Origin of the sequence: Chondromyces apiculatus DSM 436 (genome assembly GCF_000601485.1) — a bacterium.
Classification (GTDB): Bacteria; Myxococcota_A; Polyangia; order Polyangiales; family Polyangiaceae; genus Chondromyces; species Chondromyces apiculatus.
In genome coordinates this window covers 23,719-48,460 of the sequence record NZ_ASRX01000066.1, presented here as the reverse complement: position 1 = coordinate 48,460, position 24,742 = coordinate 23,719, and the positions used below count along the sequence as shown (strand labels likewise).

21 protein-coding genes are annotated in these 24,742 nt (G+C 70.4%); 8 read left to right on the top strand and 13 right to left on the bottom strand.

The features are described from left to right. Positions 1 to 115: 115 nt before the first annotated feature. From CAP_RS32915 to CAP_RS32900, 4 genes are all read right to left on the bottom strand, one after another. Positions 116 to 799 (bottom strand): TVP38/TMEM64 family protein, encoded by a 684-nt coding sequence (locus CAP_RS32915; protein ID WP_044248104.1) that lies wholly within the window; start codon positions 797 to 799, stop codon positions 116 to 118. An 81-nt stretch (positions 800 to 880) separates the two neighbouring features. After that, positions 881 to 1,609: a hypothetical protein gene (locus tag CAP_RS32910; RefSeq protein WP_231511824.1), complete on the bottom strand. Its 729-nt coding sequence runs from the start codon at positions 1,607 to 1,609 to the stop codon at positions 881 to 883. Then, on the bottom strand, positions 1,606 to 2,820 hold the full coding sequence (locus CAP_RS32905) for an ammonium transporter (RefSeq protein WP_044248102.1): 1,215 nt from the start codon (positions 2,818 to 2,820) through the stop codon (positions 1,606 to 1,608). The genes CAP_RS32910 and CAP_RS32905 overlap by 4 nt, the downstream gene beginning before the upstream one ends. A gap of 47 nt (positions 2,821 to 2,867) precedes the next feature. After that, positions 2,868 to 3,311: a universal stress protein gene (locus tag CAP_RS32900; RefSeq protein WP_044248101.1), complete on the bottom strand. Its 444-nt coding sequence runs from the start codon at positions 3,309 to 3,311 to the stop codon at positions 2,868 to 2,870. Positions 3,312 to 3,369: 58 nt separating this feature from the next. On the opposite strand from CAP_RS32900, the gene CAP_RS46055 reads away from it, so the two are divergent. Next, positions 3,370 to 3,924, top strand: coding sequence for a hypothetical protein (locus tag CAP_RS46055; RefSeq protein WP_052376453.1), 555 nt, complete (start codon positions 3,370 to 3,372; stop codon positions 3,922 to 3,924). An 81-nt stretch (positions 3,925 to 4,005) separates the two neighbouring features. Here CAP_RS46055 and CAP_RS32890 read toward each other — a convergent pair whose 3' ends face one another. The 7 genes from CAP_RS32890 to CAP_RS32860 form a co-directional block, all read right to left on the bottom strand. Continuing rightward, complete coding sequence (locus CAP_RS32890; protein ID WP_231511823.1) at positions 4,006 to 5,130, bottom strand: glycosyltransferase family 2 protein; 1,125 nt, start codon at positions 5,128 to 5,130, stop codon at positions 4,006 to 4,008. Positions 5,131 to 5,217: 87 nt separating this feature from the next. Beyond that, positions 5,218 to 7,836 (bottom strand): hypothetical protein, encoded by a 2,619-nt coding sequence (locus tag CAP_RS32885; RefSeq protein ID WP_156041357.1) that lies wholly within the window; start codon positions 7,834 to 7,836, stop codon positions 5,218 to 5,220. 46 nt (positions 7,837 to 7,882) lie between these two features. Next, a complete protein-coding gene (locus CAP_RS32880) occupies positions 7,883 to 10,078 on the bottom strand; it encodes a DUF2079 domain-containing protein (protein WP_052376452.1) in 2,196 nt (731 codons plus the stop codon). Positions 10,079 to 10,111: 33 nt separating this feature from the next. Continuing rightward, entirely contained in the window at positions 10,112 to 11,149 is a 1,038-nt protein-coding gene (locus CAP_RS32875) for a lysylphosphatidylglycerol synthase transmembrane domain-containing protein (protein WP_081865514.1), read from the bottom strand. Beyond that, the gene (locus tag CAP_RS32870; RefSeq protein ID WP_044248097.1) at positions 11,146 to 11,769 is read right to left on the bottom strand and encodes a class I SAM-dependent methyltransferase; all 624 of its coding nucleotides are present in this window, start codon (positions 11,767 to 11,769) and stop codon (positions 11,146 to 11,148) included. Before CAP_RS32870 ends, CAP_RS32875 begins: the two co-directional genes overlap by 4 nt. 37 nt (positions 11,770 to 11,806) lie before the next feature. Beyond that, the gene (locus tag CAP_RS32865; RefSeq protein ID WP_044248096.1) at positions 11,807 to 12,919 is read right to left on the bottom strand and encodes a lysylphosphatidylglycerol synthase transmembrane domain-containing protein; all 1,113 of its coding nucleotides are present in this window, start codon (positions 12,917 to 12,919) and stop codon (positions 11,807 to 11,809) included. Further along, complete coding sequence (locus tag CAP_RS32860; RefSeq protein ID WP_156041355.1) at positions 12,900 to 14,636, bottom strand: DUF6798 domain-containing protein; 1,737 nt, start codon at positions 14,634 to 14,636, stop codon at positions 12,900 to 12,902. Before CAP_RS32860 ends, CAP_RS32865 begins: the two co-directional genes overlap by 20 nt. Before the next feature lie 759 nt (positions 14,637 to 15,395). On the opposite strand from CAP_RS32860, the gene CAP_RS46050 reads away from it, so the two are divergent. The 4 genes from CAP_RS46050 to CAP_RS32835 all read left to right on the top strand — a co-directional run bounded on the left by CAP_RS46050 (position 15,396) and on the right by CAP_RS32835 (position 19,825). Beyond that, the gene (locus CAP_RS46050) at positions 15,396 to 16,853 is read left to right on the top strand and encodes a choice-of-anchor L domain-containing protein (RefSeq protein ID WP_052376451.1); all 1,458 of its coding nucleotides are present in this window, start codon (positions 15,396 to 15,398) and stop codon (positions 16,851 to 16,853) included. Between the two features lie 185 nt (positions 16,854 to 17,038). Beyond that, a complete protein-coding gene (gene cysT, locus CAP_RS32845) occupies positions 17,039 to 17,893 on the top strand; it encodes a sulfate ABC transporter permease subunit CysT (RefSeq protein WP_269324847.1) in 855 nt (284 codons plus the stop codon). Further along, on the top strand, positions 17,886 to 18,728 hold the full coding sequence (locus tag CAP_RS32840) for a sulfate ABC transporter permease (protein ID WP_044248094.1): 843 nt from the start codon (positions 17,886 to 17,888) through the stop codon (positions 18,726 to 18,728). The genes cysT and CAP_RS32840 overlap by 8 nt, the downstream gene beginning before the upstream one ends. Before the next feature lie 5 nt (positions 18,729 to 18,733). Beyond that, entirely contained in the window at positions 18,734 to 19,825 is a 1,092-nt protein-coding gene (locus tag CAP_RS32835; protein ID WP_044248093.1) for a sulfate/molybdate ABC transporter ATP-binding protein, read from the top strand. 3 nt (positions 19,826 to 19,828) lie between these two features. On the opposite strand, the gene CAP_RS32830 is transcribed toward CAP_RS32835, so the two are convergent. Together CAP_RS32830 and CAP_RS32825 are read right to left on the bottom strand one after the other, a co-directional pair. Beyond that, on the bottom strand, positions 19,829 to 20,575 hold the full coding sequence (locus CAP_RS32830; protein WP_044248092.1) for a coiled-coil domain-containing protein: 747 nt from the start codon (positions 20,573 to 20,575) through the stop codon (positions 19,829 to 19,831). 262 nt (positions 20,576 to 20,837) lie between these two features. Next, on the bottom strand, positions 20,838 to 21,323 hold the full coding sequence (locus CAP_RS32825; RefSeq protein ID WP_156041354.1) for a hypothetical protein: 486 nt from the start codon (positions 21,321 to 21,323) through the stop codon (positions 20,838 to 20,840). 462 nt (positions 21,324 to 21,785) lie between these two features. Here CAP_RS32825 and fghA point away from each other — a divergent pair, with 462 nt between their 5' ends. The 3 genes from fghA to CAP_RS32810 all read left to right on the top strand — a co-directional run bounded on the left by fghA (position 21,786) and on the right by CAP_RS32810 (position 24,595). Next, positions 21,786 to 22,643, top strand: a complete 858-nt coding sequence (fghA, locus tag CAP_RS32820; protein ID WP_044248088.1) for an S-formylglutathione hydrolase — start codon at positions 21,786 to 21,788, stop codon at positions 22,641 to 22,643. Beyond that, positions 22,640 to 23,878 carry a sigma-54-dependent Fis family transcriptional regulator gene (locus CAP_RS32815; RefSeq protein ID WP_052376450.1) on the top strand — a complete coding sequence of 413 codons (1,239 nt, stop codon included), beginning with the start codon at positions 22,640 to 22,642 and terminating at the stop codon, positions 23,876 to 23,878. The genes fghA and CAP_RS32815 overlap by 4 nt, the downstream gene beginning before the upstream one ends. 183 nt (positions 23,879 to 24,061) lie before the next feature. Beyond that, on the top strand, positions 24,062 to 24,595 hold the full coding sequence (locus CAP_RS32810; protein WP_231511822.1) for a GNAT family N-acetyltransferase: 534 nt from the start codon (positions 24,062 to 24,064) through the stop codon (positions 24,593 to 24,595). Positions 24,596 to 24,742 lie beyond the last annotated feature (147 nt).

Sequence of the window (24,742 nt, the reverse complement as noted above, 5' to 3'; positions counted from 1 at the left end):
CCCCCACGTCCCCACCCACCTACCCACCTTTGCCCTTACCACAGCGCCAGCGACGCCCCCGAGCTGATCAGGACGCCAAGGTCCGAGCCAAACGCGCTGAATCGGGTCCGGACAGTCACGGAGCGCCTGGAGCGGGGCGACGACATCGCGCGCGGACCCGGACGATCACGGCGATGAGCAGCGAGGCGATGAGCAGGCCGGCGAGAATTGGCCACGCGCCGGGCTGCAGCCCCCCCGAAGGATCGAACATCTCTCCGCCGAGGTAGCTCACGAGAAGAAGCGGCGGGATGTAGCCCAGGAGCGAACCCCAGAAGTGGGTCCAGAACCCCACCTTCGAGACACCGAGGAAGGAGTGCAGCACCTGCGGCATCCACAGGAGCAGGCGCAGCAGGACGACGGTCTGAAAGGCGTTCCTCTCGAGCGCTTCGTCGTACTTGCGGAGCCGCGCCGGGATGCGCGCCGAGAGCCAGTCCCTCGCAATGAAGCGCGCGAACGAGAAGCCGACGACGCTGGCGGCCATCGTCCCGGCCATCGAGAGCACGAACGCCGTTTTCCACGGCCAGATCAGCGGCGCCGCGATGATGAAGACCGTCCCGGGGACGCCGAACGGCTGCAGGACCGTGTAGGCGACGACGAACGCGAGATATCCCCACGGCCCCATCGCGACGAGCGTCTGGGCGAGGGTCTTCGGGTCGGCGACCTGCGTGAAGATGCCCAGGCGGTAGGCGATCGCGAGCGCGACGATCACCAGGACGACCGCCCCGAGCTTCGCGTAGCGCGCAGCGCGCGGCGTCGCCATGCTCAACCTCCGACCCGTGCCCGGCCGAACAGCGCCTCGGTGGATGGAGAAATGACAGCGATATCCTCAGGCATGGTTACGTCAGGAGTCGCTCGCCACACGGGTGACGGGGAAGTTCGCCACGAAGGCGCGCATGTGGTGGGCACGCTGGGGCGCAGGGTACACGTGCTCCCGGCCCACGGGGCAGGCGCGCCGCGCCAGGCAGGCGCGCGTCATGCACGGGACCTCGGGCTCGCTGCGGAGGTGGGCGACGCAGGCGGGGACGTCGTAGGTCACCGGATCCCCTGCCGAGAACGCGCCGACCGGACACCCGCCGAGGCAGGGGCGATCGGCGCACGTCGCGCAGGGGCTCGGGGCATCGGAGCGCGCTGGCAGCGCGAGGCGCGCGGGAAAGAGCAGGGCCGCGCGGTAGGCGTGCCACAGACCGAAGATCGGGTGGATGAGCAGCCCGAGCGGCGACGGATGCACCGGCTCCGCGCGCAGCGCCCACCGCTGGAACGGCCAGAAGGGAGGCCCCTCGAAGGGGAACAGCGGGCGCGCGCCCAGGTCTCCCGCGATCGCCGTGACCACCTCATGCGTCCAGGTGTCGAGCCCATCGAGCGCAGGCCGCGCCGCGCGCGCCCTCTCGAAGGCCTCCCACATGGAGGGGCCGACGTTGCCCACGAGGACGAGCGTCGCGGCGGGCACGCCCTGGAGGGAGGGCAGCGCCTCGTCGGGCGCCGGGTGAAGCCCACCCCGCACCGCGAGCCCATGCCGCGCGCACGCCGCCTCCACGTCGGACCAGGCGGGCACGCTCGCGGCGGGGCTCACAGCGCGTAGCCTGTCTCGCCGTGCTCGGTGGCGTCGAGCCCTTCTCGCTCCTCGGGCGTGGGCACCCGCAGGCCGACCACCTTGTCGATGAGCTTGAGCAGGGCCAGGGTGACGAGGCCCGCGTACACACCGACTGCGGCGATGCTCGCGAGCTGCGGGACGAGCTGGCCGGGGTTGCCGGCGAGCAGGCCGTCCTGGCCCGCCTCGTTCAGCGCCTTCTGCGCGAAGACCCCGGTGAGCAGCGCTCCGAGCAGGCCGCCCACGCCGTGCACCCCGAAGGCATCCAGCGAGTCGTCGTAGCGGAGCCGCTCCTTGAGCAAGACGGCAGCGTAACAGACGGCGCCCGCCAGGAACCCGATCACCACCGCGGCGAGGGGCGAGACGAAGCCTGCCGCAGGGGTGATCCCCACCAGGCCGGCGACGAGGCCCGAGGCCGCGCCGAGCGCGGTCGGCTTGCGGCGCTGCGCCCACTCCACGGCGACCCAGCCGCAGGCGCCCGCCGCCGCTGCCGCGTGCGTGTCCACCAGGGCCATGGAGGCGAGGCCGCCCGAGGACAGGGCGCTGCCGGCGTTGAACCCGAACCAGCCGAACCAGAGCACCCCGGCGCCGAGGAGCGTCATGGTCAGGTTGTGGGGCTGGTGCCGCTCGTGGGGCCACCCGGTGCGGCGCCCGATCACCACGGCGCAGACCAGCGCCGAGATCCCCGCCGCGAGGTGCACGACGGTGCCCCCCGCGAAGTCGAGCGCGCCCATCTTGAAGAGCCAGCCCTCCTCGGCCCACACCCAGTGCGCGACCGGATCGTAGACGAGCGTCGACCAGAGCACGGCGAAGATCAGGTACGCGGAGAAGCGCATCCGCTCGGCGAACGCGCCGGCGATGAGCGCCGGGGTGATGACCGCGAACATCATCTGGAACGCGCAGAATGCGAGCGCCGGTACGGTCCCGCGCGCCACGCCGGTGAGCCCGGCGAGGCCGAGGTGATCCATGCCGCCGATCAGGCCGCCGTGGGAGCGCCCGAAGGCGAGCGAGTAGCCGAAGAGGATCCACTGCAGGCTGATCACTCCGAGCGCTGCGAAGGCGTGCATCAGCGTGCTGAGGACGTTCTTGCGGCGGACCATGCCGCCGTAGAAGAGAGCGAGCCCCGGGGTCATGAACAGGACCAGGGCGGTGGAGACGAGGAGCCAGGCGGTGTCCCCGGAGTCGATCTGCATCCCTTCGGGGTATCTGCCTTATGTTTCGGGCATGTTTCTGCGGTGCGTCATCCGGGGATACGCACGCTCAGCACGGGCTGGCGCGCCTGGCGCGTCACCTGCTGGGCCACGCTGCCGAGGATGGCCCGGCCGATGACGCCCCGGCCATGGGTGCCGATGACAATGATGTCCGCCGCGATCTCGTCCGCGAGCTTGCAGATCTCCTCGGCGGTCATGCCGGAGCGGAGGACGCCCTCCAGAGGAACGTCGGGGCTCGACGCCTGGCGGGTCTTGAGCACGTGGTCGAGGTGACGGCGCGCGGCGTCCCCGATCTGGGCTGCGTCCGCGGCAGACGGGATGTACGCCGAGCCCTCGGGAAAGGCGTAGATCGGCACACTGTAGACGTGGACCACCTTCACGGACGCACCGAGCTTCCGGGCGAGGGCGATGGCCTCGTCCAGTGCTCGGTCGGATGTCTCGTCGAAATCGTGGGCTACGAGCAGGGTGTTCATGGGCTCTCTTCGGTTCCTAGTCCCTTCCGGTCGGCTCCGGAAGGGGTAGACTTTTGGGATGACGTACCGCGACGACCTCGACGCTGCGCGTGCTCGCATCGAGACGCTGGAGGCCAGGATCCGCGAGCGGGAGGCCTCGCTCGGCGCGCGTGAGGCAGAGCTCGCGGAGCTCCGCATGGCGCTCGACAGGCTCCAGCGCGATCCTGGTGAAGAGAGCGCCAGGCACGTGCACGTCACCGCCGCGGCCAGCCAGCGCTCGGTGCTCGTCGCGCTGGGTGCGTGCGCGTTCCTGACGACCGCCGCCTACGCCATGGTGCGCCCCTCCGCATGCCACGGACCGCGCGCGAGGTCGCACGGCACCCATGAGCTGCGCGCCAGCGCGCCCGCGCCTCATCACATCTCGGTGGCGGGCTCCGAGACGCTGCCCGTGGTCCTCGAGCCAGTCACGGCGCGCCCGCGCAAGCTGCCCGCGCCGCCCGCGCCGCCTGCAGTGAAGGCGCCGCGTGTGCAGGCCGTGCAGGCCGTGCAGCCCTTGCTGGCTCCTCAAGACGACACCAGGGCGGCAGCGGAGCCCCAGGGCAAGCACGCCTTGCAGCCTTCGCTGAGCTGGTAGCGGCAGGAGAGGCCGACCGACGCCGCGGGGTGCCCAGCGGCGCTCCCGGCCGGCGCTTGAGAGCCTATCCCACCAGGGCTCTCAGCCGAGCTGCTCGCGGATCGGCAGATCGTTCCTCATGGTGCGCTGCTGCATCTGGAAGGTGAGGAACTCGCCGATGAACCCCATCGAGAAGAACTGGATCCCGAGGATGATCATCAGCACCCCGAGCAGCAGCAGGGGCCTGTCGCCGATCTTGTAGCCGAGGAACCAGAGCACCGTCAGGTAGAGGTTCACGCAGACACCGAGGGCCGCGAACACCAGGCCCATCAGCCCGAAGAGGTGCATCGGCTTCTTCGAGTAGCGCGTCAGGAACAGCACGCTGAGCAGATCGAAGAACCCGCGCAGGATGCGCTCGAGGCCGTAGCGTGAGCTGCCGTAGCGCCGGGCGTGGTGCTTGACCGGGACCTCGGCGACGCGGAAGCCCTGCGAGGCGGCGAGCGCGGGGATGAAGCGGAAGAGATCGCCGTAGATGGGGATGTTGCGGATCACCTCCTCGCGGTAGGCCTTGAAGCCGCAGTTCATGTCGTGGAGCTTCACGCCCGTCACCCACCGCACGGTGCCGTTGAAGATGCGCGAGAGGACGAGGCGGTTGGTGGGGTCGAGGCGCTGCACCTTCCACCCCACGACCACGTCCTCGCCCTCCTCGATCTTCGCGAGCAGCGTGGGCAGGTCCGCCGGGTCGTCCTGGAGGTCGGCGTCCATGGTGACCAGGATCTCGCCGCGCGCCTTCTGGAAGCCCGCCGTGAGCGCCGTCGCCTTGCCGAAGTTCTTGCGCAGCCGGATGCCTTTGACCGTCGGATCCTTGGCGCGGAGCTCGCCGATGACCTTCCAGGTGGGGTCGGTGCTCCCGTCGTCCACGAAGATCAGCTCGTAGCTGACGCGGCCGCCGAGCACCTTCTGGATCCGCGACGCCAGCTCGGGGAGGCTCTCGGACTCGTTGAGGCCCGGCACCACGATGGACACCCGCGGCCTCACCTCGACCGCCTCGGCCGCCTCGGCCGCCTCGACCGCGTCCGCGTCTGCGCTCGCGCCAGCGCCTGCCGGGGCGAGCGCGAGCGCAGACGTGGGCACGACGATCGGCGCCGCGGGGGCATCGGCAGGCGCCGCATCGAGGGTATCCAGGGGCACGGTCTTCGCTTCGGGGGAGAGGGCGTCCACGGTCACGGCGGCGGAGGATAGCAGATTGCCTGCGTAGGAGGCGCTGACGTCCCCAGGATCCGGGGGTTGCCGGCGCGGCCTTCCGTGTGCCCTTCAGCGCAGGTCGTCGTCGTCGTCCGCGCCCGGCGTGTCGTCGTCCTTGTCCGCCGGAGAGGCCCCGTCGCGTGAATCGTCATCGTCGTCCTTCCCCGCCGTGTCGTCCGGCTCGTCTCCGGGCGCGCCGAGATCCTCGGGCAAGGGCGCAGGCGCGCCCGAGGTGCGGACGTACAGCTCGCGGGTGGGGCGCTTGCCGTGCGCTTCTTTCCGCTTCGCCGCCAGCGTGAACGAGGCGCGGACCGACGGCGGGGTGGTCTTCTCGCAGCGCGGATCGATCACCACGAAGCTCGCGGCCTCGATGAGGGCCTCGGCCGCGGCCTTGTCCTTGGCGGCCAGGGCCACCCGCGGCTTCGGGAACGCGAGGCGCTTCGGCCCGAACACGGGCACGGTGAGGTCGTGCAGCTCGTAGTAGCCGCTCTTGTAGTCGTCGTTGCAGCCGAGCCACGCCGTGCCGGTGGGGAACGGCGCGTCCGCTGGCGGCGGCCCCAGCGCGGCGAGGAGCATGCGCCCGTGCGCGGAGCGGTTCCTGGTGTGCTTCAGCGTGAAGTCGAAGAACATGAAGTCCCCCGCCACGGTGTCCCAGCCCTTGCTCACCTCCTTCTCCCAGGCAATGTGGGTGACGCCGAGGGAGACCATCAGGTCGTGGACCTCGCGCGACGAGTGGAGGCGCCCGTAGCTGATGCCGTACGTCCACCCGTTCCAGTCCGCCACCGACTCGGCGTTGATGCCGAGGTGCACGTGGTTGTCGTGGAGCAGCACCCGCGCCCCCTTGGGCAGCGCCCTGCCGAGGGCCTGCCACGTCGGGTAGACGTTGAACCGCTCGTCGTACTTGCGCTGGTGCCCCTTGGCGAGCAGGTCGAGCACCGCCTTCTGCGGCGAGCGGATCATGGCGTGGGTGGGGATGAAGTAGGTGTCACCGCTCCAGATGATCTGCAGCCCGATGAGCCCGGAGAGCGCCACCCGGATCCCGACCCCGGCGAGGCGCACGAAGCGCGGCGCCGAGGCGTCGAAGCTTCGCCAGAGCAGGGCGATGATCGCCGCCGTCGTCGCCGCGAAGAGCGGCACGATCGCCTGCAGGTACCGGTCCTGGTGGTGGGTCCAGTACCAGGTGAAGACGCCCATGAACGAGTAGCCGACGAGCGCCCAGACGCGCCGCGTCCCCCGCAGGAAGGGGAGGCACGCGAGCAGCAACGTGAAGAGCGACCCGAACATGGGCACCCGCCCGTGGTAGGTGCGGTAGTCGTTCGGGATGAAGGAGAAGTCGAAGAACGCCTGCACCGTGCGCACGACGCCGCTCAGGTTTCGCTCCGGCCTCCAGAACTGGTGGTTCTTGTAGCCCCACTCGTAGATGTCGGGCCCGTCAGGCGTCCACGGCGTGAGCGCGATGTGCTTGTACAGCGTGGGGTAGAGCGGGTCCGTGTAATAGATGAGGTTCTTCAGCCAGTGGGGCGCGGTGTAGAGCAGCCCGAACCCCAGCGCCGCGAGCGGCCCGAGATACCAGTTCCTCCGGATCGCCGCGGGGATCTCGCCACGGTAGCCGCGGTAGGCCAGCATCACCGCGCGGATCCCCACCGCCAGCGCGGGGAAGGGGACCATGATGATCGCGCCCGTGTACTTGGTGAGCCCGCCCCCGGCCATGGGCATGAGCAGCAGCGCCATGTACCGGGGCGAGAGGTCACGGCAGGCGCGCAGGAGCAGCGTGAAGGTGGGGAGCGCGAAGACCGCCGCGATGTGGTCGGCGCCGCCGCTCACGCTGGAGTCGTAGAGGAAGACGCCCGGGAACAGGAACCGCGTGGCGAAGCTGAGGTAGAGATACCGCGGCCGGAGGCGCGCCGGCAGCATGAGCCTCAGCGTCGCGGGGATGGCGGCGAGGGTCCAGAGGAAGCCGACGTACTCCATGTGCGCCGCCAGCTCGACCTTGTCGAAGAGCAGCCCGCGCGGCAGGAGGAACGCCCACGTGTAGATGAAGGTCGCGATGTGCGGGTAGGTCGCGACGGTGTACCCCTCGGGGAAGCGGCGGGTGCCGCCGTGGACCGCGTAGTCCTCGGCGAGCGCGAGGTGCTTCCAGCGCGAGTCGAACTGGATGTTGTCGGGCGTGAGGATCAGGAAGTAGATCATCGCCGCCCCGATCAGGCCGTAGGCGACGATGACCCACGTCCAGAGGGGCAGTGGCGGCGCCTTCTGGCGCGCGTGGCGGAGGTGGCGGATGGCCCGCGACAGGTAGCGGCGCAGCGGCACGAACCCCGCCGCGAGGAAGAGCAGCGGCAGCGCGAAGAAGAGCACCGGGTGGTAGAGCTGCAGCGCCCCGGCGACGCTCATGGCCAGGAAGAACTCGAAGAGACCGATGGCGAAGCTCGTGACGAGCTGCTCCAGGATCGGCAGCTCGCGGCGGATCACCCGGGTGATGGTCAGGTGCCCGATCGAGACACACCCGGCCGACCAGAAGGCGCAGAGGAACCAGTAGCCCGCGTACCGCCAGAAGAGCCACTTCTGGATGGGGTAGAACCGGTGGACGAAGGTGCCGAAGAAGACCGCCGCGCCGGCGATGAGGAGCGGCAAGAGGACCCACCGCGCGCGTTCCAGCCCGCCCCTCAGGCGCGGAGAGTCTCCAAGCATGGGGGCGGCTTCTAGACCACTGCCGCCGTGGAGACCAGCGAGACGCTTACTCGCCGCCGGGCGGTTCCTCGGGGCCTTCCTCGTCTGGCTTCTCCTCGGTGGGCTTCTCGTTCGGCTTGGGGATCCGCGGCTTCGTGACAGGCGCCGCAGTCGCCGTCGCGCCGGGTACGACAGGCGCGCCGGTCGCGCCGGGCGCAGCAGGTGCGGCGGTCGTTGCGGGCGCCGCGGGCTCTGGCTTCGCGTTCGGGTTGCGCTGGTAGAGCGCGAACTTCGTGCTCTTGTGCCGGGAGACCAGGCGGTAGTCGCCCTTCTGCACCCGCTGCTGGTGCTTGTTCCGGTCGGCCTCTTTCAGCTCGCCCTCGTCGAGGAGCAGCCAGTCCCGCACGGTGCCCTGGCCGGGGTAGAAGTAGACGTCCTTCCGGTTGGAGGCGTGGGGGCCGAGCTTGTTGGTGACGCCGACGCTCGCGGCCATCGGGAGGCTGTCCACCTGCTCCTTCAGCCAGGCGTACGTCTGCTCCTGATCGGGGCTGAGCTTGCGGGTGACCCGGGAGAAGCCGCCGCGGAACGCCTCGTTCGCGACGAAACCTCCGAACTTCCAGGAGAGCAAGAGGCTTGCTGCAAACGCGATCCCGAGCGCTGCGCGTGACATCCGGCGGGCGTCGAGCCCGAGCGCGGAGGGGAGGCGCCCGTCTTCGAGCTGCTGGAGCGCCATGGGCACCAGCGCGAAGGCGATGGGGATGATGGTGCTTGAGTACTGGAACGCCGGAGAGAAGACCGCCGTGCGGCTCGCGAGGAAGCAGAAGAGCATGCCGTAGGCGAGCATCACCCGGCCCTTGCGGGCGAAGAACGGCAGGAACGCGAGCGGGAGGAACAGGGTGAGGAAGTAGCGGACCTTCGCCTCGGCGAAGATGTGCTTCAGCACGAAGGCCGGGTTGCTGATCACCGAGACGATCAGGCCGCCGACGCCGTTCTTGTTCGGGATCAGGTCCTCGTAATAGTAGGCGTACGAGTGCGCGTCCTTGCCCGTCATGAAGATGCCGGGCGAGGGCATGATGTAGCGCTTGACCACGACGAAGTAGATCGCGCTGACGAGGATGGTCAGCCACCCGACGCGCGCGTAGCCCGGGCGCCTGGAGACGATGGCGTAGAGGCCCACGAAGCAGAGGAGGAGCGGCACGTCCTCGCGCAGGAGGAGCGTGGGGATCAGCATCAGGGCGTATGCGCGCAGCCAGCCCCGCTCCAGGAAGTAGAGCACCCACAGGATGAGCGGCGACAGGAGCGTGAGCGAGTGGAACTCGTACATGGTCGCCCCGTGCAGCGCCGGGTAGAGCGCGTAGAGGGCGGCGACCACCACCGAGGGCAAGCGCTTGCCGAGCTTGTCCCTGGCGATCAGGTAGAGCGGGACGACGCCCGACCCGACCCAGATCGCCTGGAGCACGAGCAGCATCTCCGCCCTCGGGTAGAGCAGGTAGAGCGGCGAGAGGATGACGAGGAGCGGATCGAAGTGCGCCGAGCCGTGCCACCCTCCGCGGATCAGGGTGCAGGAGAGGGGCTTGCCGTGGACCGACTGGTAGAAGATGTTGTCGTAGTAGCCGAGGTCGATGGCGCGCGTGTTGAGCGCGTGGTGGTTGGTGATCGACAGCCGCGAGAAGAACAGGCCGTACCCCGCCCAGAGCGCGGCCACGGCAGCGCCGGCCGCAGCGCGCGCCCCGAGCTTCTTCGACGCCGGCGGCTCGGGCCCGAGGTCGTCGGCGGGCTCGGCGTGGGGCGGGTGCGTCCAGCCGTAGACGGCCCAGCCGATGATGCCCGCGCAGAGGGCGGCGAACAGGTACGTCAGCTCGGGCTTGTCGACCTCGATCTTCGTGAGCGAGAGCGCGGGGATGAAGGGCAGCGCGAGCAGGAAGCGGAGGCGCCGGTTGAGCTCTCCGACGGTCTCGAGCCCGCGCCAGGTGCCGGAGCGGAGCTTCGCCACCACCACGCTCCCCACGTAGACGAGGACCAGCACTGCCGCCGTGGCGCCTACCCACCTGGCCATCTGCGCGGCGACGTCGGCGCCGAGCTTGTTGGTGGCGGCCTGCGCGATCTTGTCGCGGTGGGTCAGCATCCACACGCCAGCGCCGCTGGTGATCGCGTAGAAGACCGGCCAGATCAGCCAGGATAGACCGGCGCTCACTGCCTGGTCGGCGGCGTTGTCGATGCGCGTGAGCGCGGCCGAGACGTGATTCCGTAGGCGGGCCCGCACGGGCGGGAGGTCTCGGCTACTTTCAGGCCCTTGTCAAGCAAGGCGCTGGGGCGCGTCGCTGTCGGACCCGGTGGGGGGCGGCGCGAGCTGCCAGCTCACGAACCCGGCGGCGATGTTGACCACGTAGATGACCGCGAAGACCAGGAGGCCGAAGCTGACGCCGGCGCCTGGAGAACGGCCGAGCAGGGGGAAGACGAGCGAGAAGAACAGCTCCCGCACGCCGACGCCGGAGACCGAGATGGGCAGGAGGCCGAGGAGGCTGGCGATGGCGAGGAGGCAGGTGGCGTCGGTGAGGCCGAGGTCGATGCCCATGGCCTGGCCGATGATCCAACCCTGCACGTAGTTGACGACGAACGCGAGCGTGGTGAGGGGGATCGTCACCAGCAGGGGGCGGCCGATGTTCGCGCGCACCGCGACGAGGAAGCGATCGAGGCCGCCCTCGGCCTTGCCGCGGGTGAGCCTGTCGTAGATGCCCCGGAGTAGCTTCTCGGCGAGCCCTGGGACGAGGAGGAAGACCGGCGCGATGACGATGGCCGCCACGCCTCCCCAGGTGACGTAGGCCAGCTCGCCGACGATGACGGGGCTGTAGCGGACCACGCCGAACGCGACGAAGGCCGCGAGCACGTAGAGGTCGCAGAGCCGGTCCATGACGATGGAGGCGAGCCCCTCGGCATAGGACACGCCGAGGTCGTGGCGCAGGTACTGGATGCGGAGCACGTCGCCCACGCGTCCCGGGGTCAACATGCCGACGTACACCGAGGAGAGGAAGGCGGAGAAGGCGCGGCCGGTGGGGTAGCGGATGCCGCGGGTGCGCAGGAGCGCCTGCCAGCGGACGACCTTGAGGTAGACGTTCGCGGCGTTGAGCAGGACGGCGAAGAGGATGGGGAGCGGCGCGGCGGCGGCGAGCGCGCGCAACATCTCGCCGCGGTCGGGGATGCGCAGGATGACGATGACGAGGATGATGGGCCCGAGCCAGCGGAGCGCGCGCTTGAGCAGGCTGCTGCGGGCGGGGGGCGGCGCCGCGTCGGGACGAGTGCCGCCGAGCGACCCGGGGTCGGGCGCGTCGCTCACGGGGCGGCCTGGATCGGCTCGGAGAGCACCATGCTGAAGTGCGCCGAGGGCATGCGCCACGTGTCGCCGTGCAACCGGCTCTCGACGCGGGCGAAGTGGCGGCGCGCCAGCGCGCGGAAGGCCTCGGGCGAGCGCACGAACTCGCCGCGGTCGTTCCGGGCGAGGAAGCGCGAGACGCGGGACTGGCCGTCGAACAGCACGGTGTCGAGCGAGACGACGCGCCCTCCGGGGACGAGCGAGCGTCCCATGAGCGCGAGCAGGTCGTTGCACTGGGCGTCGTCGAGGTGGTGGAGGAGGCCCATGAGCAGCACGCCCTCGAAGGGGGGCAGCGTGACGCGGTGCTCCTCGGTGTACAGCTCGTCGAAGAACCGTGCCCGGTGCCCGAAGCGACGCCGCGCGTGGGCGATGTAGCGCGTGTCCGTGTCGAAGCCGTAGTAGTCGCACGCCGGCAGATCATCGAGGTAGTAGGCAGGCCCGCAGCCGATATCGAGGATGTGATCGCCAGGGCGGGGCTCCAGCGCCTCGATGCAGGCTTTGCGCGCGAGGTGCGCACCCACCAGGTGCTGCAGCAAGGTGTAGACGTTCGCGTCGCCGAGGACGGCCTTGGGAGAGAGCGCCATGGATGCGGCGCGGGATAGCACGGCGTCCGCGTCGGGCCTAGCCAGGCGGCAGCGCCCCGCTACCCTCGCGCGCTGCCGCGGCGGGCGCGGCGGGCGTAGCGGGCGCACTGCGGTGCTCCACGACCAGGGCCACGGCGGCGGTGAGCAAGGTGAGGCCCACCTGGGTGGCATAGAGCAGGAACACCACCGCCGCCCCTGGGCCCGCCACCTCTGCGGGCGGGTAGTACATGGCGAGCCCCGCGTACACCGCCACCTGGAAGGCCCCGAAGTAGCCTGGCGCGTTGGGCAGGAGCACGCCGAGGTGCAGGACACCCACGATCGCCGTCGCCCGGGTGAAATCGACGGGGTGGAGCCCGGCGCCCCAGACGAGCAGCTCCACCGAGGCCGCGATGAGCAGGTAATAGAGCACCGTCGCCCCGAGGAAGCGCGCTGTCACGCTTGCGCGAGGGAAGAACCCCAGGCCATCGGCCAGCCGCTCCAGCACGCCCGCGATGCGCTCGGCGAGCGCTGGCGACACCCGCCCCACCGTGGCCTCGACGAGGTGCCTGGCCCAGGTCCGCCGCCACCAGAACAGCCCGATGGCCGCGAACGCTCCGGCGAACACGGCGAGCGCGCTGTAGGCCGCGACGGGGATGACGGCCACCGGGACGGCGAGGTCCCCGATGTGATCCGGCAGCGGCTCGAGGGGGTGCGCCCTCCACAGCGCCGCGAGCAGGAGGAGGCTGAGGACCAGCCCGTCGATGATCCGCTCGGCCGCGACCGTGCCCATCGCCGCCCATCCGGAGACGTTCTCCCGCTTGCGGATCAGCGCGGGCCTCACCACCTCGCCGGTGCGGAAGGGCAGGAGCAGGAGCGCGCCGTAGCCGATGAACGAGATGGTGAGCACCCGGCGCAACGGGACGGGCTGGATCGGCGCGAGCAGCCAGGACCACCGGTGCGCGCGTACGTACAGCGCCACGAGGTAGAGCAGCGCCTGGGCGACGATGATCCACACCGGGATCCGCTGCAACGCCTCGCGTGGCGGTACGACCGGCAGCGCCCCGGCGTGCAGGAGCCACCCGAAGCCCACAGCCACCACCACCGAGGCGAGCAGCGCGAAGCGGTGGCGGTAGAGCCAGCCGCGCTCCGGGTCAGCGCTTGCCACGGACATCGAGCACGGCGTAGTGGCCGTTCGAGAAGACCACAGGGTAGCCGTCGAGAGCGCGCTCCTTGCGTGCGCGGATCACCGCGTAGTCGACGTCGTACTGCGCGCTCAGCTTGGCGAGGCGCGCGGCGTCCATGTCGTCGTAGCCGGCGAGGTCCTTGCGGCTCGAGAACTTCGGCCGGCCGGTGACGTCCTTCAGCCGCCGGAACCACTCCAGCACCTCGTCGGGCAGCCCGGGGTTCGACTTCCAGTCGACGACGATGGCCCGCTGCCCCCAGTACCGGATCGTCTCCAGGTCCGGCGGCGTCAGGAAGCGCGCCTCCTTCGGGCTCTTTTCCCGCATCCACTGGCAAAGGTCCGCCTCGTGCTTGCGGATCCCCTCGGGGACGTTCGACCTGTCCTCGTACTTGGCGAGCTGCTCGCGCGTCGCGGAGACGAAGACCGCGAGCGCGCCGAGCAGGAGCACCGGGGTCGCCACCTGGCGCAGGGCGCGGCCGAGCCGGGCATTCCACGTCCCGGTGCCGAGGGTACGCATCGCATCGCTGGCGAACGCCACCACCGCCGCCGCCACGGTCGCGCCGAGCACGACCTGCGGAAGCGCCGTCGCGTCTCTGTTGCCGTAGAGCATGCCGATCACCCCGGCGCCCCCGAGGGCCAGCATCAGCGCGAGGGTAGGCGCCTTGCGCGCGCTCCGCGGATCCGTCAGCACCGTGACGGCGCCCGCGCACGCCACCGCCTGGAGCAGCAGGTTCGCATGGGGACCGATGCGCCACGTGAAGAGGTGCGTCACCTTGGGGACGTGGACGAGTGTGGACATGACGATCCCCGCCCAGATCACCAGCGAGAGCCCCCCGATGAATGCCGCCAGGCGCCGCGCCGCGGGCGCGTACCGGGTGGCAATGCACAGTGTCCCCGCGCCCCCGAGCAGCATCCAGGCCACCGAGCCTTGAAACCCGCTCTCGAAGGTGGACGGCTCGTAATGATGCGGCGAGCGGATCTCGAAGGTGATCCGCTGGGCTTCCGCCGCGGCAGGCGAGCTTGTCGCCCCGAGAAGCATCGGCAGGAACAGAAAGAGCACCAGCGAGGGTGGGACGAGCTGGAGCAGGAGCCTCCCCACCAGGCCCTCGCGCCCCAGGGCGAGGTGCGCGACCCCCAGCGCCATGATGAGCAGCACCAGGTAGTTCATGTGGAACAACCCGCCGCCCGCCGCACACAGCCCTGACGCCAGCCACCGACCGCGGGCGAAGAACGCGGCGGCGCCGAGCAGCCCCACGCTTCCCAGCGTCGAGGGCTGCAGGATCCAGTCGAACACGTACGTCGATCCCGGCGCGGATGTGCGGGTGATGGAGGCGATGGCGAGCAGCAGCAGGAACGCGGGCAGCGCCCGTCGCGCGCCGCAGAGGGCGCGGAGGAGCGCGTAGACGCAGAGAATCCCTCCGGTGATGGTCAGCGTCTGGGCGATCGCCACCGCCCTTCCCTGCCTGTCGAGCGCGATGAGCGCCGCGCCGAGGTACTTGAAGGTCGGGTGGTAGTGCGTGGTCTGGGTAGCGAACCAGTCGCGCTGCAGGATGCTGCCGTCGAGCAAGCGCAGCGAGCCGAGCAAGTAGACGACCTGGTTGTCGACCCCGTAGGTGTGCCCGAAGCTCACGCCAAAACAGAGGGACGCGACGGTCGCCAGAGCGATCTCGAAGGCGCTGATCAACGTACGGAGGCGGTCAGTCACCGCCGCCCTCTATCACAGCTCGTCCGGCGATGCTTGAGCCGCGTTGGGCGTCGTCCAGCGCGTGCACGTGCATGCATGCGCGTGCACGGCGACGTCGTGCAACGCGCCGAGGGCTGACGATCACACGCGCGTCGAGCTGCACGAAACGCTGAAGAGCGCTGCTCACGAAGCTCCCGCGCGCGCGGCCAGCCCTCGGCGGTCGCGAAGCCGGTGCCGCGGCGTCCCATGCGATAGTTCGACCTTCTCGTTGCCCCCATCGATCCGGGAGCGCGGCCATCGACGACCCGGCCTCAGGGTCGGAAGATGTGCGCTCCGGCTCCCTACCGGACGCGGCGGCGCGCTGGCGCTCTCCGGCGCACTCCTCCATGGATGGATCATTTCACGCCGGTCTCGCTCTCCGCTTGAAACGAAGGGGTTTCGCGATTGCGTAGCCATGTCTCGTACGCCCCCATTCCGTGGTGGTCCGCCGCGGGCGACCGTTGACAGGTGCAGGAAAGGCGTGTTCTCGTGGAGAGTTTGTCTTCGGTTCAAAATCGCGACCGACCCCGGTGGCGTCAGGGGCGCATTGACATGACCCGTGAAGAGCGCAGATACTGGCCGGTTTTTCGCGATAACGGTTTTCCATGCGACTGATCATCTGATTGACATTGAACGGTCCCCGGCTAATAAGAGGACATCGCAGGCCGCTCCCCCGGCGGGGCAGGCCCAACCCAATCAGCCATTTGGGGCGTCCTGGTGCCGTCATTCGGAGGTCGTGTCATGGGTCTTCGTCGTCTCTCCGCCGCTTCTCTCGCCATCTCTTCCCTCGCGATTGCGGGCAGCGCGCATGCGCTGAACGTCTCGCCCACCGACAATGCACAGGCCCTCGCCGACGCCATTATGGGCAGCGGCGGTGCGGTCACGGTGACAGCGGTCAGCTACTCGGGCTCGGCGCTCGCCTCCGGTACGTACACGGATGGCCCCCTGGGTCTCGCAAACGGTGCCCTCCTCACCACGGGCTCGGCGCTCGGCGCCCTCCCGCCGGACGACTCGGGGCAGACGACGACGGTGAACAACCTGCCGGGACATCCTCTCTGTGACGCGCTGGTCCCTGGCTACACCACGTACGACGCCTCGGTGCTCACCCTCACCTTCGATCTCAACGCGAACTTCAATGGCATCCAGTTCAACTCCGTCTTCGGCTCCGAAGAGTATCCGGAGTGGGTCGGCTCCTCGTTCAACGACGTCTACGGGGTGTATCTGAATGGCCAGCAGGTGGCCTTCGACGACGGCGGCAACCCGATCACCATCAACGGGCCGTTCTTCAGCGGCGGCTCCGTGGTCCTCACCCCCGCGAACGGCACCGAATACGACGGCACCACGGGGATCCTGAACACCCGCGCGCCCCTCGGCGGCGGCTCCGTCAACAACGTGCTCCAGATCGTGGTCTGCGACAGTGGTGACCAGGCGTTCGACAGCGGCGCCTTCATCACCGGACTGAACGGGTGCATCGGTGAGGACTGCAGCGGGACCGTCCCCTGCGAGCTGATCGACAACGACGGTGACGGCGTGAGCTCGTGCGACGACTGCAACGACGGCGACGCCACCACATACCCCGGCGCGTCCGAATACTGCGACACCATTGACAACAACTGCAATGGCCAGGTTGACGAGGGCGGCGTCTGTGCGCCGACCTGCGTGACGGTGCAGCGCGGCACCTTCGGTCACGTCGAGGACGCGACCATCTACCCGCAGTCGCCCAACTACAACGAGGGCGCCCAGGCGAGCCTCCGGACCGGCAACACCAGCCCCCAGAAGCGGGCGCTCGTGCAGTTCGACCTGAGCTTCGTCCCCGCGGGCGCGGCGGTGACCTCGGCGACCTTCGGGATCTTCCAGGAGTACACGGCGAACCTGTCGACCATCAACATCCACCAGGCGCTCGCTGCCTGGACGGAGAGCACGGTCACCGCGGGCAACTTCGCCAACGCTTACGACCCCGCGGTCCTCGCTTCGTTCAACACCGTGAGCGGGTCGGCGGCGCACGCGATCGACGTCACCGACATCGTGGGTGACTGGGTGGCCGGCACGGAGGGCAACCACGGCTTCTTCCTTGAGGAGGCGTCGTCGTCGCTCCACTCGTACCGCAGCAGCGAGCACCCGAACGTTTCGCAGCGGCCTTACCTGCACCTCTGCTACGTCGGCGGCGGTGGTGGCGGCGGCATCATCGGCGGGCAGTGATCGACGGTCAGTAACCGACGACCCACCAGTCGGGCGGGTCACGCCGCGAGCACCTCCACGCCCCGGAAGCAGCGGAGCGCAGGCTGAGCGTCGCGCTCTGCGACAGGTGGCCAGCGCTCCCGTCCGGTCGTCGTGCTCGGAAACAGATTGCGCGGCCCTACCACCCGCGCGATCCTCCGCCGCCTTTGAGCGCGACGACTCTCGCCTCCGCTCCTCGTCCCGGCCGCCTCCCGGGCCCACCCGTCCCGTGGGGCCGGCACGGCCTGCGCGCCGCCGCTGCCACCTACCTCGTGCTCATGGTCGCGCTTCCCGTGGCGGTCGTCGCCCGCAGCGGCCTCTCTGGCGGGATCGACGCCTTCGTGCGCGCCCTCTGGCACCCCGTTGCACGCGCCGCGCTGCTCCTCACGCTCGAATCCGCCGCGGTCATGGCGCTCGTCAACGCCTTCATGGGCACCCTCACCGCCTACGTGCTCGTCCGTTACCGCTTCCCTGGCCGCCGCCTCCTCAACCTCCTCATCGACCTCCCCTTCGCCATCCCCACCCTCGTCGCGGGCCTCATGCTCGTGGTCCTGCTCGGACCCGGCGCGCCCCTCGGCCGCTCCCTCGAGAGCGCCGGCCTCCGCGTCGTCTACGCCCCCGCCTCCATCGTCCTTTGCCTGCTCTTCGTCACCCTCCCCTTCGTCGTGCGCGCCGTCGAACCGGTCCTGCGCGAGCTCGACCCCGCCGAGGAGGAAGCTGCGCGCACCCTCGGCGCCAGCGACATCACCGCCTTCCGTCGCGTCGTCCTCCCCGCGCTCACCCCTGCCATCCTGAGCGGCGCGCTCCTCAGCTTCTCGCGTGCCCTCGGCGAGTTCGGCTCCATCGTCGTCGTCGCCGGCAACATCCCCCGGCGCACCCTCACCGCTGCCGTGTTCGTCTTCGGCGAGGTCGAGTCGGGCAACCCCCAGGCTGCCAGCGCCATGGCCCTCGTGCTGATCACCATCTCCTTCGCGGTCCTGGTCCTCGTCGACGCCTTCAGCCGGAAGCGCGTCCATGCGTAGGCGCCTCCGGCCTGGCCGCGTGGCCCTCATCGCCATCGCGGTGACCTACGTCTGCGCCCTCGTCGCCGTCCCCGCCGCCGCGCTCCTCCATGGTGCCTTCGCCGAGGGCCTCACCCGCTTCGCCGCGGTGTTCACCCGCCCCGATGTGCACTCCGCCCTCGCGCTCACCGCCCTGATGGTGCTCGTCGCCGTCCTCGTGAACACCATCCTCGGCACCGCCACCGCCTGGGTCCTCACCCGTGACCGCTTTCGCGGCCGCGCCCTCCTCAACGGCCTCGTCGACGTCCCCTTCGCCATCTCCCCGGTGATCGTGGGCCTCGTCCTTCTTGAGCTCTTTGGCAGGAAGGGCCTTCTCACCCCCTTCGCCAGCGCCCTCGGCGTCCAGATCGCCTTCGCCTGGCCGGGCATGGCGCTCGCAACCACCTTCGTCACGCTTCCCTTCGTGGTGCGCGAGGTCGCGCCCGTGCTCGAAGAGATCGGCACCGACCAGGAGTCGGCCGCCTACACCCTCGGCGCCTCCCCGCTCGTCACCTTTTTCCGCGTCACCCTCCCCTCCATCCGCTGGGGCCTCGCCTACGGCATCTCCCTCACCGCTGCGCGCGCCATCGGCGAGTTCGGCGCCGTGCTCATCATCTCCGGCGGCGTCGCCGGCCGCACCGAGACCGCCACGAGCTTCGTCTACCGCGCCCTCGAAGACCGCGACGACCTCGGCGCCCACGCCGTCGCCGTCGCGCTCGTCACCGCCTCGGTGATCCTCCTCGGCGCCATGGAAGTCCTCAAGCGCCGCCGCCTCGGCGCGGACCGCAGCACCGGCGCGGACGGGGCGGAGGTCTGACACCCATGGGCATTGTCGTCCGAGGCCTCACCAAGCAGTTCGGCGCGACCCGCGTCCTCGACCGGGTCTCCTTCGAGATCCGCCGCGGCGAGCTGGTCGCCCTCCTCGGCCCCAGCGGCGGCGGCAAGAGCACTGTTCTCCGCATCATCGCCGGCCTGGAGATCCCCGATGTCGGCGAGGTCCTCCTCGGCGGCCGCGTCGCCACGCACACCCGCGTGCAGGACCGCAACATCGGCTTCGTCTTCCAGGGCTACGCGCTCTTCCGCCACCTCACCGTCCGCGAGAACATCGCCTTCGGCCTGACCATCCGCAAGCGACCCCGGACCGAGATCACCCGCGCTGTCGACGAGCTGCTCACCCTCGTGCAGCTCGAAGGCCTCGGCGAGCGCTATCCGAACGAGCTGTCCGGCGGCCAGCGGCAGCGCGTCGCCCTCGCCCGCGCCCTCGCCCCCGGCACCAGCCTCCTCCTGCTCGACGAGCCCTTCGGTGCCCTCGACGCCAAGGTGCGCCTCGACCTGCGCGCCTGGCTCCGCCGCCTCCACAAGGAGCGCGAGATCACCGGCGTCTTCGTCACCCACGACCAGGAAGAGGCCATGACCCTCGCCGACCGGGTGATCGTCATGAACAAGGGCCGCGTCGAGCAGATCGGCACCCCCGAGGAGATCTACGACCGCCCCGCCACCGAGTTCGTCGCCACCTTCGTCGGCTCCACCAACGTCCTCGAAGGCCGCGTCCTCGACGGCCATGCGACGCTCGGCGGCATCTCCCTCGGCGCAGCCCCCGGCGCTGGCGACGGCACCAGCGTGCGCGCCTTCGTGCGGCCCCACGACGTCGAGCTCCAGGCCCACCGCGATCCCGCCTCCACGCCCCCGCCTCCATCCGGCGACGGCCCTGGCGTCAGCCCCACCGCCGCCCGCATCGAGCGCCTCTCGCGCGCGGGCGGCACCGTCAAGCTCGACCTCCGCCTCACCGACGGCCGCCCCCTCGTCGTCGAGCTGACCCGCGCCCGCCTCGCCGAGCTCGGCCTCGCCGAAGGCGACTGGGTCCTCGTCAGCGTGCGCCAGGCGAAGATCTTCGTGCAGGACTACGAGATCTGAGCCTCAAAAATCGACGCACATCGGGTCGCCCTTGTTGCACTTCACCTTGGGCGCGTCCGGCTTCGCCGCCCCGGGCCTCGACCCCACCGCGCCTCCGGGCGTCGGCTTCGGGCGGATGGCGTCCATCTGCCGCTGCAGCTCCAGCCGCTCCTTCTCGTTCTTCGCGTTCTGGTACTGCTCCTGGAGCAGCGCCATCTTCTTGTCGCGCTGGGCGATCTCGTCCTGCAGCTTCCGCTGCTCCTCCTCCTGCGCCGCGAGCACCGCCGCCTGCGCTGCCCGCTCCCGCTCCGCCTCGGGCTTGATCTTCCCGAAGTAGATCCCCAGCGTCGACCCCAGCACCAGCACGCCCCCCACGCTGATCACCGCCACCATCCGCTGCAGCCGCTTCTTGTGCTGGTCCTGCGCCAGGTGGGCGAGGGAGCGCTCGTGCTCCTGCTGCTTGATCAGCGCCTCCATGCGGACCCGCTGCTCCACCTCGACCCGCGCCCGCTCGATCTCCGCCTGGCGCAGCGCTTCGAGACGCGCGGTCTCCTCGCGCGCCCGCTGCTCCTCCAGGCGCCGCCGCTCCTCCTCGGCGTGCATCCGTGCCAGCTCCGCTTCCTTGGCCCGGCGCTCCGCGTCGGCCCGCGCGCTGGCCTCGGCCTCGGCGCGTCGCCTCGCCTTCGTCTCCTCCTCCTGCAGCCGCTGCTGCTCCAGGGTCATGAGCTGGTTGAGGGAGAACAGGACAGAGCTTTCCTTCATCTCGGCCATGATGGGTCGGACCTCCTCCAGGCGTGGACACACGCGGACGCTCGCGGACAGCACGCGCGGACGGTGCCCTCGGAATCACGTCCCCGGGCACCCTCTGCGGCCCTGGCGGCGCGGCGTCACGCCAGGTGCTGGACTCATGGACAAGCGTCGAAAGCGTGTCTTGGGTACGACCGGATCATTCCTGGAGGAGGGCCGCTTCTCCGGCCCTCGCGTGGCGGCGCCCCTGGCCCGGGGCCCTCGGGCCGCGCTCCCGCTCAGCGCCTCACTCCTCGACGCGGACGGCGAGCTTGACCTTCACCCACACCCCATCCGGGGGCAGCGGGTAGGTCGGGTCCACCTCACCGTTCCACACCACGTGGATCGTCCAGCCTTCCCCCTCGGGGTCCTCGTAGAAGAACTGCCGGATGTCCCCCTCGTACACCATGTCGAGCGGTACGATCCGCTCCCCGGCGGGCATCGGTGACTTCTGCACGATGCGGGTGAGTTGCTCGCCCACCTTCGTGTCGCCCGTGATGCTGCGCACGAAGCCCATGTCCTTGATGTCCTCGCTCTCGGCCTCCACGCGCACGTACATCAGCTCCGCGGAGCTGACCTGCTGGGGGTTCTGGGTGAGCGTGATCTCGCTCCACCCATTGAACGTCGTGGCGGAGCCTGGCCTCACCGGGAACCGGGTCTCTGCCTCGTGCTCGCCGCTGATGAGCGAGCAGCCCGTGGATGCGAGCGCCAGCGCTGCGAGGAGCAGGGGCACGCGGCGCGACGCACGCGCTGCACGCGTGAGGAGAGCGGTAGAGCGGCTGGCAAAGCGCATGGAGGCCCAAGCGTACCACGCAGGATCGGCGCCGGGGGTGGGGCGAGCGTGGGTGTCTCGGCGGGCGTGGGGGCGGGCGTGGGGGGTGGTCCGCGCATGACGGCCAGCGTCAGGGGCGAGGGGTGCGTCATGCCGGGCGGCGGGGGCCCAGGCGGAGGCCTCGGAGGCGGAGGTAGAAGGGGCGGGAGGGGCAGGGAGGGCGCGGAGGGAAGGGCGGAAGGAAGACAGGAAGGCCATGCCCATGAATGGCCGCACCCGGCCTGAAGCTTCACTCAATCTTACGCGTCCTGTGGATCCTCCTGGATCCAAGCCGTGCGCGCCGCTCGCCCCTCTCTGTGGACCCGGACACCCCGCGCGCCGCGGCCAACCACCTGCCCCTGCCGTGGTATGCAGCCCTTTGCCATGAGCGCTTCACCCACCCGCGTCTCCCAGAACCGCTCCTTCGGGGGTGACCAGCAGGTCTTCCGCCACGACTCGACCGTCCTCGGCTGCGCGATGAATGTCGGCATCTACCTGCCGCCCGCGGCCGCCTCGGGTCCTTGCCCGGTCGTGTACTGGCTGAGCGGCCTGACCTGCAACGAGCAGAACTTCATCACCAAGGCCGCCGCGCAGGAGCACGCCGCGCGCCTCGGCCTCATCCTCGTCGCCCCCGACACCAGCCCCCGCGGTGAGGGCGTGCCCGACGACGACGCCTACGATCTCGGCTGCGGCGCTGGCTTCTACCTCAACGCCACCCGGGAGCCCTGGGCCCGCCACTACCGCATGTACGACTACGTGGTGGACGAGCTGCCCGCGCTCGTGGAGGCGCACTTCCCCGCGGACAAGGAGCGGCGCAGCATCCTCGGCCACTCCATGGGCGGCCACGGCGCGCTGGTCATCGCCCTGCGCAACCCGGGCCGCTACCGCGCCGTGTCGGCCTTCGCGCCCATCACCGCGCCTTCCCAGGTGCCCTGGGGCCAGAAGGCGTTCCGCGCCTACCTCGGCGAGGACCAGGCCGCGTGGGCCGAGTACGACGCGACGGCGCTCCTCCCCTCCGCCAAGGAGCGGCTGCCGATCCTGGTGGACCAGGGTGACAAGGACCAGTTCCTCGAACGCGAGCTCAAGCCCGAGCGCTTCCAGCGCGCCTGCGAGGAGGCCGGCCACCCCCTCACCCTGCGCATGCAGCCCGGCTACGATCACAGCTACTACACGATCGCCACCTTCATCGGCGATCACCTCACGCACCACGCCACGGCGCTCCGTGCGACGCCTCGTCTGTGAGCCGACCCGCAGACCTGAAGCGCCTCGATGCGCTGGAGGAAGCCGCCGCCGAGGAGGGGGTCCACATCCCCACCGTGCGGGTGACGGCCACCTCGCCGCTCGGCGAAGCGCAGACGGCGTTCCTCGGCCCGGCCCCGCTCGTCGTGGGCAACAGCTCCGAGTGCGCGCTCTCCGTGCGCGACCCGGCCGTCTCCCGCCGCCATTGCGAGATCCTGCTCACGCCCCGGGGAATCGTCCTGCGCGACCTCGGCAGCAAGAATGGCACCTTCATCGGCGAGATCCGCGTCGTCGAGGCCATCCTCCCCGTGGGCGCCGAGATCCGCGTCGGCACCACCCGCCTCTCGGCCACCTTCTCCGGCGCGCCCACCTTCCTTCCTCTGTCCCGCGCCAGCAGCTTCGGCGAGGCCCTCGGCCGCACCCCGGTGATGCGCGCCCTCTTCGCGCGCCTCGCCCGCGTCGCCGCGACCCGGGACCCGGTGCTCCTCACCGGCGAGCCTGGTACCGGCAAGAAGCTCCTGGCGCGCGCGCTCCATGACGCGAGCCCGCGCCGCAGCGCCCCCTTCGTGATCGTCTCCATGGGCGCCCCTGCCACGGGCACGCCGCTCCCTTCCGGCGGCTCTGGCAGCTCCCGCGCCTTGCTCCCCGCGCCCCCCGAGGACCTCCTCGCGGCCCTCGCGCGCGCCGAAGGAGGCACCCTGTTCATCGAGGACCTCGGTCCGCTTCCCGCCGACACCCAGGCGAAGCTGCTCCGCGCCGTGACGCCTGCCGAAGCGCGCCGCGCGGCCGATCGCGAGCCGCGCCAGGGCGACGTCCGGCTCATCGTTTCCACGCGCCGCCCCCTCCGCGCCGCGCTCGACGACAAGGCGCTCGGCCCGGAGCTGCACGCCCTCCTCGCCCGGAACGAGCTGCCCGTGCCGCCGCTCCGCGACCGCAAGGATGACATTCCCCTGCTCACAGAGCGCCTCCTCGGCCGCCACAAACCCCCGCGCACCCTCGCCGATCTGCCCCCCTCCGCCCTCGACCTGCTCGCTGCTTACGCCTGGCCCGGCAACGTGACCGAGCTGCAGGTGATGATCGCCCGCCTCGCCGCGCACCCCGACGACATCGCGACCCTCGTCTCCGTCGAGACCTCCCAGCCCCTCCCCGCCGAGGTCGACAGGACCGTCGCGGAAGCCGGGGACGACGAAGACGACGCGGAAGAGGACGAGGACGATGAGGATGATGACGCGCTGTGACATGCTCCATGTCAGAGTCATCCATCTGACCATGAATGTATGGTCACCCAGGCAGCCCGAGCCTGACTGAGCGGGCAACGCCTGGTCCTGCCGACGCCTTTGACCTACAGAGGGGTCACCTCATCCCCACGTGGTGGCCGTCCCCGCTGGCGCTGCCGCGGCTCGTGGTACGATTGCGCCCTCGTGTCGCATCTGCCCCTCTTCACTCCGCGCCTCGAGCTGGTCCCGATCACCATCCCGCTGGTCGAGGCGGTGATGAGCAACCGTCGGGTCGAGGTCGAGGCGATCCTGGAAGCCCGCATGCCCGAGGCCTGGCCGGGGCCGGCGCTCATCGAGCGCGCCTTCTCGGCCTCCCTCGAGCGCATCCGTGCCTCGCCCAACGTGCGCCTCTGGGGTGACCGGGTGATGATCTCCCGCGACGGATCGCGGCGGGTGATCGGGAGCGTGGTGTTCCACGGCGCGCCTGACGAGGAGGGCGCGGTGGAGGTTGCCTACGGGGTGGAGCACGAGTCGCAGCAGATGGGCTACGCCACGGAGGCGACGGATGCCTCGGTGGTCTGGGCCCTCGCGCAGCCCGGCGTGCGCCTGGTGCGGGCGACGACCCCGAGCTGGCACGCGGCGTCGCGCCGGGTGCTGGAGAAGTGCGGCTTCCGCGTGGTGGGGACGCGCGAAGGCGACCTCGTGGGCGAGCTGCTGGAGTTCGAGCGGCACCCCTGAGCTGAGCCTCGGGGTGCAGGTTCGGCGCATGGGGGAGCGCTTGAGCGGCGTGCGGAGGCGCGCATCCACGGCCAGGTGACTGCGTGGCGCTCCGCGGTGGTGCGGGGGCATGGGGCCGGGCGGCCATGCAGCCATTGCGGGGTGATG